Annotated in this window: 9 protein-coding genes, 1 pseudogene and 1 riboswitch; of the genes and pseudogenes, 5 read left to right on the plus strand and 5 right to left on the minus strand. The window is 73.1% G+C overall.

Annotated features, from left to right (window positions below):
- Together ACFV6I_RS23010 and ACFV6I_RS23015 are read right to left on the minus strand one after the other, a co-directional pair.
- Window positions 1–182 (minus strand): annotated as a pseudogene (locus ACFV6I_RS23010) (N-acetylglucosamine-6-phosphate deacetylase); the annotation flags it as partial.
- Window positions 179–1,126, minus strand: coding sequence for an ROK family protein (locus ACFV6I_RS23015; protein ID WP_063348236.1), 948 nt, complete (start codon window positions 1,124–1,126; stop codon window positions 179–181). The pseudogene ACFV6I_RS23010 and the gene ACFV6I_RS23015, both read right to left, overlap by 4 nt.
- A 293-nt stretch (window positions 1,127–1,419) precedes the next feature.
- Between ACFV6I_RS23015 and ACFV6I_RS23020 the strand changes: the two genes are divergently transcribed.
- The gene (locus tag ACFV6I_RS23020) at window positions 1,420–2,700 is read left to right on the plus strand and encodes an extracellular solute-binding protein (protein ID WP_063348235.1); all 1,281 of its coding nucleotides are present in this window, start codon (window positions 1,420–1,422) and stop codon (window positions 2,698–2,700) included.
- Window positions 2,701–2,749: 49 nt separating this feature from the next.
- Here ACFV6I_RS23020 and ACFV6I_RS23025 read toward each other — a convergent pair whose 3' ends face one another.
- Window positions 2,750–3,100 carry a cupin domain-containing protein gene (locus tag ACFV6I_RS23025; RefSeq protein ID WP_063348234.1) on the minus strand — a complete coding sequence of 117 codons (351 nt, stop codon included), beginning with the start codon at window positions 3,098–3,100 and terminating at the stop codon, window positions 2,750–2,752.
- Window positions 3,101–3,167: 67 nt separating this feature from the next.
- Here ACFV6I_RS23025 and ACFV6I_RS23030 point away from each other — a divergent pair, with 67 nt between their 5' ends.
- On the plus strand, window positions 3,168–3,428 hold the full coding sequence (locus tag ACFV6I_RS23030) for a DUF3263 domain-containing protein (RefSeq protein ID WP_063348233.1): 261 nt from the start codon (window positions 3,168–3,170) through the stop codon (window positions 3,426–3,428).
- Window positions 3,429–3,458: 30 nt separating this feature from the next.
- Window positions 3,459–4,298: a trehalose-phosphatase gene (gene otsB / locus ACFV6I_RS23035; RefSeq protein WP_380427353.1), complete on the plus strand. Its 840-nt coding sequence runs from the start codon at window positions 3,459–3,461 to the stop codon at window positions 4,296–4,298.
- 89 nt (window positions 4,299–4,387) lie between these two features.
- Here otsB and ACFV6I_RS23040 read toward each other — a convergent pair whose 3' ends face one another.
- Window positions 4,388–5,854: a trehalose-6-phosphate synthase gene (locus ACFV6I_RS23040; protein WP_380427354.1), complete on the minus strand. Its 1,467-nt coding sequence runs from the start codon at window positions 5,852–5,854 to the stop codon at window positions 4,388–4,390.
- 50 nt (window positions 5,855–5,904) lie between these two features.
- Window positions 5,905–6,906: a glucosyl-3-phosphoglycerate synthase gene (locus tag ACFV6I_RS23045; protein WP_244293389.1), complete on the minus strand. Its 1,002-nt coding sequence runs from the start codon at window positions 6,904–6,906 to the stop codon at window positions 5,905–5,907.
- 147 nt (window positions 6,907–7,053) lie between these two features.
- Window positions 7,054–7,190, plus strand: a riboswitch (SAM riboswitch).
- A gap of 17 nt (window positions 7,191–7,207) precedes the next feature.
- Here ACFV6I_RS23045 and thrC point away from each other — a divergent pair.
- Window positions 7,208–8,488 (plus strand): threonine synthase, encoded by a 1,281-nt coding sequence (thrC, locus tag ACFV6I_RS23050; protein WP_380341627.1) that lies wholly within the window; start codon window positions 7,208–7,210, stop codon window positions 8,486–8,488.
- 41 nt (window positions 8,489–8,529) lie between these two features.
- On the plus strand, window positions 8,530–8,808 hold the full coding sequence (locus ACFV6I_RS23055; protein WP_063348229.1) for a MoaD/ThiS family protein: 279 nt from the start codon (window positions 8,530–8,532) through the stop codon (window positions 8,806–8,808).
- Window positions 8,809–8,976: the final 168 nt, after the last annotated feature.

An 8,976-nucleotide genomic window follows, 5' to 3' on the forward strand; every position in this document is an offset into this window, starting at 1 on the left:
AGGTCGACGAACCCGGGCACGACGGTGTACCCGGTCAGGTCGAGGTCGCCGGGCCCGCTCTCGCCTCCGAGGCCGGCGATCCGGTCGCCCTCGACGGCCAGGCGGCCGCCCTCGACGACGCCGCCGGGCAGGACCAGCCGGGCGCCGGCCAGTGCGGTACGGTCACGGTCCGCGGTGGTCACGCGGTCACCTCCATGGAGAGCAGATCCCAGGCGAGCAGGCCCGCGCCCAGGGACGCGGCGGTGTCTTTGAGCATGGCGGGTACGACCTTCGGGGGCATCTGGAAGGTCAGGCGCTCGGTGACCGCCGTGCGCAGCGGGCCGAAGAGCGTGTCACCGGCCTCGGCCAGCCCGCCGCCGACGATCACCGTGGACGGGTCGAGCAGGCTCTGGGCGAGCACGATCCCGTCGGCGAGGGCGTCGACGGCGCCCTGCCAGACCGCGAGCGCGCGGTCGTCCCCGGCGTCCACCGCGGCGGCGCAGGATGCCGCGTCGGCGTCGGGGTCGCCGCTGGCCGCGGCCCAGGCACGGGACACGGCGGAGGCGGAGGCGAGCGTCTCCAGACAGCCGCGGGCGCCGCAGCCGCACTGCGGTCCGCCCGGGCGGACCACGACGTGGCCGATCTCGCCGCCGTAGCCGTGCGCGCCGGCCTCGATCCGGCCGCCGATGCCGATGGCACCGGCGATGCCGGTGCCCAGCGCGATGAACAGGAAGCGGTCGACGCCCCGGCCGGCGCCGAGTCGGCCCTCGGCCAGGCCGCCCGAGCGCACGTCGTGGCCGAGTGCGACGGGGATGGCGGCTCCGTCGGGCCCGGCCAGGCGCTCGCCCAGCAGCTTGCGCAGCGGGAGGTCCCGCCAGCCGAGGTTGGCCGAGTAGACCGCGATGCCGTTCCTCTCGTCGATCGTGCCCGGGACGGCGACGCCGGCCGCGAGCGGGGCGACGCCGAAGCGGCCCCGGCCCTCGTCCGCCAGGTCGGCGGCGAAGTCGAGGATGGCGGCGACCACGGCGTCCGTGCCGTGCTCCCGCCCGGTCGGTCGGCGTGCTTCGAACAGCACGGAGCCGTCCTGGGCGAGCAGCGCGGCCTTCATGCCGGTGCCGCCTACATCGAGTGCGATGACGTGCTTCACGGAGGACAGTTTCCCTTGGTCGGGTAGAAGAGGTCTAGTCCAGTTGTCGGATTGGTCTGGTCCAAAGTAGGTGAGCTTTGTCGCAGATGGGGTCGGTGTGAGCGGCTTTGCGTCGGGCGCCTTCCGTTCACCTTCTGTTGCGCATCGTGCAATGACGTCCGCACTTCGATAACTACTCGGCGGGCTCGGCACAGTGGTGTGGACCACCGCCCGGTGGGTTTGGCAGTGTTGCGCCTCCCCCCTCCCGGATTCCCCCGTCCGGTCGCAGTTCTCCCCTGAAGGCGGTACCCGCGTTGAACAGGCGCGCCCACGTTCCCACCCGCGTCCTCGGCACCGCGCTGGCCGGAGCACTGGTACTCACCGCCGTCAGCGCCTGCGGCGGGCAGAACGACGGGCCGGTCACCCTCAAGCTGGTCGCCGCCGACTACGGGGAGAGCGCCGACACCAGCTCCAAGCTCTACTGGGACGAGATCGCGCACGGCTTCGAAGCCGCCAACCCCGGCATCAAGGTCGACGTCGAGGTGGACAGCTGGACCGACATCGGCAAGAAGGTCGACGACATGATCGCGGCCGGCAAGTCCCCCGACCTGCTGCAGACCGGCGGCTTCGCCGACCAGGTCGCGGCGGACCGGCTGTACCCGGCCGCCGACGTGCTCTCGATGGACACCCAGGCCAACTTCCTGGACACCTTCGCGCACGCCGGGCAGGTGCTCGGCACCCAGTACGGCATCCCGTTCGTCTCCTCCTCCCGGGTGCTCTTCTACAACAAGGCCGTCTTCCGCCAGGCCGGCATCACCCAGCCGCCGGCCACCTGGAACGAACTGCGCCAGGACGCCGAGAAGATCAAGGCCAAGGTGCCGGGCGTGACCCCGTACGGTCTGCCGCTCGGGCCGGAGGAGGCGCCGGCCGAGTCCATGCTGTGGACGCTGAGCGGCGGCGGCAGCCTCTCCGACGACGTCGGCAACTACACCATCGACAGCACCCAGAACCAGGCCACCTTCAGCTGGCTGAAGAACAACCTGGTGGCCACCGGGCTGACCTATCCGGACCCGGGCAAGATGAACCGCACCCCGGTCTTCCAGGACTTCGCGGCCGGGAAGGTCGCGATGCTGAACGGGCACCCGACGCTGCTGCGGATGGCCACCGCCGGGAAGATCGACTTCGGGACGGCGCCGATCCCCAAGAAGGACGGCGTGGGCAAGACCGGCAGCCTCGGCGTCGCGGACTGGATGATGGCGTTCAAGGCCAACGGGCACAAGAACGAGATCAAGAAGTTCCTGTCCTTCGCCTACTCCCGCGAGTTCCAGCTGAAGTTCGACGAGCAGTACAACCTGCTGCCGGTCACCCAGGACGCGTTCAACCAGATGACGTCCGACCCGAAGCACGAGGACCTCAAGCAGTTCGCGGTCGGGCTGACCAACGCCAGCTTCTACCCGTTCGGGGACCCGGCCTGGGGCGACGTCAGCAACCGGATCAAGGCCGGGATCGGGCAGGCCGTCACCGGGGACCCGAAGCAGGCGCTCGCCGGGCTGCAGGACGCGGCGGTCAAGGAGGCGGCCCGGGTCCGCAGGTGAACCCGGGCCGGGGCGCTCTTCAGGGGCGGGGGCGTCAGGGGCGGGCTCGTCAGGGGAGCGTGATGGCGTAGGCCTTGCGGAGCGTCTCGTGGACCGTCCAGGTGGTCCGGTCGCCCTCGCGCAGCACGGCGCAGTCGCCCGGGCCGACCTCCAGGGTCGGGCCGCCCTCGACCTCGATGGTCGCCCGACCGCTGAGCACCACGAACAGCTCGTCGGCCTCCACGTCGGTGACCACGCCCGGGGTGATCTGCCAGATGCCGCGCAGCTGGCGGCCGTCGGGGGACTCGGAGAGGACCAGGCCGGAGACCTCCGGGGTGCCGGAGACGATCTGGGCCGGGTCGAGCGGGTCGGGTTCGAGGTCGGCGGTGGGGATGTGCACGGCGAAGCTGGGCGTGGTCATACCGCCGACGCTAGCCGGGGCGGCCGGGCGCCGGAGGGCGCACAGTGTGTCCGGCTCACGCGGGAGAATGACACTCCGTAGTGATGGCGGAGGTGTCCTGGTGGGTGAGCTGAGTGAGCGGGACCTGGCCGTGCTGGCCCTGGAGGGGCGGCAGTGGCGGACGGCCGGGGCCAAGGAGCGGGCGATTCGGGAGGAGCTGGGGCTCTCCTCCACCCGGTACTACCAGCTGCTGAACGCGCTGCTGGACCGGCCGGAGGCACTGGCGCACGCCCCGGTGCTGGTGAACCGGCTGCGCCGGATCCGGGAGGCCCGGCGGTCCGCGCGGTAGCGGGAGGGGGCCGCGGGGTAGGGCTCGGGCATGGGCTTTGACGAGAAGTGGGTGCCGGTCACGGCTGCCGGGCGGGACGGGCTGCGGGCGATCCTGGCGGCGCCGGGCGAGGCGGTGATCGCGCTGGACTTCGACGGGACGCTGGCGCCGATCGTGGCGGATCCTGATCGGGCGCGGGCGCATCCGGGGGCGGCGGCCGCGCTGCGGGCGCTGGTGCCGGCGGTGCGGGCCGTGGTGGTGGTGACCGGGCGGCCGGCCGCGCTGGCGGCGGAGTACGGCGGCCTGGACGGGCTGCCCGGGGTCGTGGTGCTGGGGCACTACGGCGCCGAGCGCTGGGAGGGCGGCGAGGTGACCGCGCCGCCGGTGCACCCCGGGGTGGCCGGGGCGCGGGCGGCGCTGCCGGGCCTGCTGGCGGCGGCGGGGGCGCCCGAGGGGACGTGGCTGGAGGACAAGGGGCGCTCGCTGGCGGTGCACACCCGGCGCACGGCGGCGCCCGAGGAGGCGCTGGAGCTGCTGCGGGCGCCGGTCGGCGAGCTGGCGGCCGGGCACGGGCTGGTGGTGGAGCCCGGGCGGCTGGTGCTGGAGCTGCGGCCGCCGGGGGTGGACAAGGGCGCGGCGCTGACCGGCTTCCTGCGCGAGCGCGGGGCCGGCTCGGTGCTGTACGCGGGGGACGACCTGGGGGACGTGGCGGCCTTCGCTGCGGTGGAGAAGCTGCGCAGCGAGGGGGTGGCGGGGCTGCTGGTGTGCAGCGGCGTGGTGGGGGACGCGCCGGTGCGCGAGCTCGCCGACCGGGCGGACCTGGTGGTCCCGGGCCCGGCCGGCGTGGTGGAACTGCTCGCGGCGCTCGGCGCGGCCGTCGGCGCGGGCTGAGCCGGGCGGCAGCGCGCGGTCGGGCCGGTTCAGCGTGCGTCGAGCCGGCTCAGAGCGCGCCGAGCCGGTTCACAGCGTGTTGAGCTGGTTCACAGCGTGTTGAGCTGGTCGAGGAACCACTGCTGCGGGGGCAGCGCGGTGGCCGCCGCCGCGAGGCGCTTGGTGCGGTCGGCGCGCTCCTCCTCGGGCATGGTGAGGCCGGCGTGCAGGGCGTCGGCGGTGGCGATGACGTCGTACGGGTTGACGGTGAGCGCGTCCTCGGCGAGTTCGGCGTACGCGCCGGCCTCGCGGGAGAGCACCAGGGCGCAGCCGTGGTCGGACACCACCGGAACCTCCTTGGCGACCAGGTTCATGCCGTCCCGGATCGGGTTGACCAGGGCCACGTCGGCGAGCCGGTAGGCGGCCAGGGAGCGCGGGAAGTCGTCGTCGACGTGCAGGATCAGCGGCTGCCAGGCGGGGGTGGCGAACTCGGCGTTGATGTCCTCGGCGAGCCGTTGGACCTGGGCGGTGTAGGCGCGGTACTCGGCGAGGTCGGTGCGCGAGGGGTAGGCGAAGGCGATGTGCACCACCCGGTCGTGCCATTCGGGGCGGGTGCGCAGCAGGTGCCGGTAGGCCTGGAGGCCGCGGACGATGTTCTTGCTCAGCTCGGTGCGGTCGACCCGGACGATGGTGCGGCGCCCGCCGACGGCCTCGCGGAGGGCGGCGAGGCGTTCGTCGACGTCCGGGCGGTGGGAGCGTTCGCGCAGGAAGTCGGCGTCGGCGCCGAGCGCGTGGACGCCGAGCCGGGTGGTGCGGCCGGCGTGGGTGACGGTCATGGCGTCCCGGTCGACCTCGGCACCGAGCAGGTCGGCGCAGCAGTCGGCGAAGGCCAGCGCCCAGCGGCGGGTCAGGAAGCCGGCCCGGTCGGCGCCCAGGATGCCGGTGAGGACGGCCTCGGCGACGTCGTCGGGCAGCAGCCGGAAGTACTCGGGCGGGGCCCACGGGGTGTGCGAGAAGTGGCCGATCCGCAGGTCGGGGCGGGCGGCGCGGAGCAGGGCCGGGGTCAGCGAGAGGTGGTAGTCCTGGACCAGCACGGCGGCCCCGGGGGCGGCCTCGGCGGCCAGTGCCTCGGCGAAGGCGGCGTTGTAGGCGCGGTAGGCGGCCCACTCGGTGCGGAACCCGGCGTCGAAGGCGGGGGCGGTGGGGGTGGCGTAGAGCAGGTGGTGGACGAACCAGAGGGTGGAGTTGGCGACGCCGTTGTAGGCGCGGGCGAAGGTGTCGGGATCGATGTCCAGCATGCGGACGGCCTGGCCGCCCACGTCGTGCCCGGCGAGGTCGAGGCGGCCGTCCGGGGCCTCTCTGGCGGCCTGTCGGTCGGCGGCGCCGAGGGCGGCGCAGACCCAGACGGCGTCGGGGTCGTCGATGGCGGAGAGGCCGGAGACCAGGCCTCCGCCGCCGCGGCGGAGGGTCAGCGTGCCGTCGTCCGCGGTGCTGAACGACACCGGTCCCCGATTGGAGGCCACCAGGACGGGGGCGGTGCCGGTCGCACTCGAACGTTCGGTCGTGAGATCGCCCATGGTTGGTACGTTGCCTGGGCTCCGGAGCGGCAAACCCTTTCGGTGGGTGTTCAGTGTCGGGTCGCGTACTCGGGCACGGTGTGCATGGGCGGGCGTTCCAGGGCGGTCACCGGGTGGGTGTGGGCGGTGAACTCCCGGCTCTGCGGGTCGCGGGTGAACTGGGTCAGCAGCGGGTGGACGAGGTCGGCCGAGGCCTTCAGCCGGTGGGTGCGGTCGAGGCGTTCGAGGGCGGTGCGGTAGATGGTGGCGGCCATCCGGCCGAGGGCCTGGCCGTCCTGGTGCCGGTGGTGCCGGACGCCGACGTCCACCTGGGCCAGGGCGTCCAGCCCGACCGTCTCCAGCGCGTCGACCAGCAGGCCGAGTTCGACGCCGTAGCCGGTGGGGAAGGGGAGCCGTTCGAGCAGCGCGCGGCGGGCCGCGTACTCGCCGCCGAGCGGCTGGACGAAACCGGCGAGTTCCGGCCAGTGCAGGTTGAGCAGCGGGCGGGCGACCAGTTCGGTGACCCGGCCGCCGCCGGCCGGGACCACCGCCCCCTCCGTCTCCAGCGGCCGGTCGTACATGGCCTTGACCAGCTGGATGTCCGGTTCGGTGAGCAGCGGGCCGAGGATGCCGGATACGAAGGCCGGGTCGAACTCGCGCAGGTCGGCGTCGACGAAGCAGACGATGTCGCCGCGGGTGACCAGCAGCGAGCGCCAGAGCACCTCGCCCTTGCCGGGGACGGCGGGCAGCCGGGGCAGGATCGCGTCGCGGTACTCCACCCGGGCGCCGGCCCGGGCGGCGACGGCGGCGGTGGCGTCGGCCGAGCCGGAGTCGATGACGACGAGTTCGTCGACCAGCGGGAGGCGCTCCATCAGCTCGCGGCGGATGGTGCGGACGATGTCGCCGACGGTGGCCTCCTCGTCCAGCGCGGGCAGCACCACGCTGACCGTGTGGCCGGTCCGGCGCTTGGCCTCCAGCAGGGCGTGCACCGGCCGGTCGACCGCGCTCCACGAGCGGCGGCGCAGCCAGGACGCCGCCTGCGGGAGCAGCGCGGGGGTCGGTTCGGCGGGCACGGGACTCTCCTCGGCGGGGTCGGTGGGACGCGCCATCTCGCGTGGCGGACGATCCCGTTCGGGGTTGACGCCTTCGGATACAGTCTTCGTACAGCGGCCGGACCTTTGCACGTCGGGGTCGCCGTTGAGCACCACCACAATTTCACAAGCTCATCCAGAGGGACTGAGGGAACGGCCCGTTGACGTCCCGGCAACCTTCTCGCGCGGCTGTCTGTCGACAGGCCCCGGCGGGACAGGTGCCAATTCCGGCCTGTGGCGCGACCGTGCCACGGGGAAGATGAGGAGAGAGGCCTCCGCCATCATGGCTATCGACACTGTCGCACCCGCATCCGTGGACCTCGGCCCCGCCACCGCGCTGTCCTGTCGGGAGTGCGGCACCCGCTTCCCGCTCGGTCCGAGCTTCGCCTGCCTGGAGTGCTTCGGCCCGCTGGAGATCGCGTACGACTTCGGCAGCGAGGGCGCCGAGGAGCTGCGCCGCCGGATCGAGGCCGGCCCGAGTTCGATCTGGCGCTACGCGCCGCTGCTGCCCGTCCCGGCCGACGTCGCCACCAAGCCCAACCTGAACCCCGGTTGGACCCCGCTGGTCAAGGCGGACAACCTGGGCCGCGAGCTGGGCTTCACCGCGCAGCTGCACATCAAGGACGACTCGGGCAACCCGACCCACTCGTTCAAGGACCGCGTGGTGGCCTGCGCCATCGAGGCCGCGCGGGCCTTCGGCTTCACGACGCTCTCCTGCTCCTCCACCGGCAACCTGGCCGGCGCGGTGGGCGCGGCGGCCGCCCGGGCCGGTTTCAAGTCCTGCGTGTTCATCCCGCACGACCTGGAGCAGGGCAAGGTCGTCATGGCCGGGGTGTACGGCGGCGAGCTGGTCGGCATCGAGGGCAACTACGACGACGTGAACCGCTTCTGCTCGGAGCTGATCGGCGACCCGGCCGGCGAGGGCTGGGGCTTCGTCAACGTCAACCTGCGCCCCTACTACGGCGAGGGCTCCAAGACGCTGGCGTACGAGATCTGCGAGCAGCTCGGCTGGCGGCTGCCGGAGCAGATCGTCATCCCGATCGCCTCCGGCTCCCAGCTGACCAAGATCGACAAGGGGCTGCAGGAGCTGATCAGGCTCGGCCTGGTCGAGGACCGGCCGTACAAGGTCTTCGGCGCCCAGGCGGCGGGCTGCTCGCCGGTGTCGGCGGCGTTCAAGGCCGGCCAGGACGTGATCCGCCCGGTCAAGCCGGACACCATCGCCAAGTCGCTGGCGATCGGCAACCCGGCGGACGGCCCGTACGTGCTGGACATCGCCCGGCGCACCGGCGGCGCGGTCGAGGACGTCACCGACGCCGAGGTGGTGGACGCGATCCGGCTGCTGGCCCGGACCGAGGGCGTCTTCGCCGAGACCGCGGGCGGGGTGACCGTCGGCGTGCTGAAGAAGCTGGTGGAGACCGGCCAGCTGGACCCGGCCAAGGAGACCGTCGCGATCAACACCGGCGACGGCCTGAAGACCCTGGACGCCGTCGCCGGGGCCGGGATGACCGCCGTCATCCGCCCGACCCTGGCGTCCTTCCACGACGCCGGCCTCGCGTCCGCCTGAAACACCCCCCACCCCGCTGGGTCGCACCCGCTAGGAGAACCATGAGCGCCAACGTCCGTATCCCCACCATCCTGCGCACCTACACCGGCGGCGCCGCCGAGGTGGCCGCCGAGGGCGCCACCCTGGGCGAGGTCATCGCCGACCTGGAGAAGAACCACGCGGGGATCGCCGCCCGCATCCTGGACGACGCCGGCAAGCTGCGCCGTTTCGTCAACGTCTACGTGAACGACGACGACGTGCGCTTCGCCGAGGGCCTGGCGACCGGGATCGCGGCCGGCGCCAGCGTCTCGATCATCCCGGCGGTGGCCGGCGGTTGCTGAGCCGCGCCCCGATCCGGGCACTCCGCCCGAGCCGTTCGTCCGACCGGCCGTTCGCGCGTACGGAATTCCCCGGACCCGACCCACGGTCGGCCGGCCGCCATTCGGCGTGAATAAGGCGGGGTCGACGTAATGAAGAGGTGGGGAACGAATCGTACCCGGCCTCCGCTC

Source organism: Kitasatospora sp. NPDC059803 (genome assembly GCF_042732255.1).
Lineage (GTDB): Bacteria > Actinomycetota > Actinomycetes > Streptomycetales > Streptomycetaceae > Kitasatospora.

Coding starts and splice junctions, on each gene's coding strand:
- ACFV6I_RS23025 (WP_063348234.1), bottom strand. CDS start 3,100: ATGACCACGCCCAGCTTCGCCGTGCACATCCCCACCGCCGACCTCGAA.
- ACFV6I_RS23030 (WP_063348233.1), top strand. CDS start 3,168: ATGACACTCCGTAGTGATGGCGGAGGTGTCCTGGTGGGTGAGCTGAGT.
- otsB (WP_380427353.1), top strand. CDS start 3,459: ATGGGCTTTGACGAGAAGTGGGTGCCGGTCACGGCTGCCGGGCGGGAC.
- ACFV6I_RS23040 (WP_380427354.1), bottom strand. CDS start 5,854: ATGGGCGATCTCACGACCGAACGTTCGAGTGCGACCGGCACCGCCCCC.
- thrC (WP_380341627.1), top strand. CDS start 7,208: ATGGCTATCGACACTGTCGCACCCGCATCCGTGGACCTCGGCCCCGCC.
- ACFV6I_RS23055 (WP_063348229.1), top strand. CDS start 8,530: ATGAGCGCCAACGTCCGTATCCCCACCATCCTGCGCACCTACACCGGC.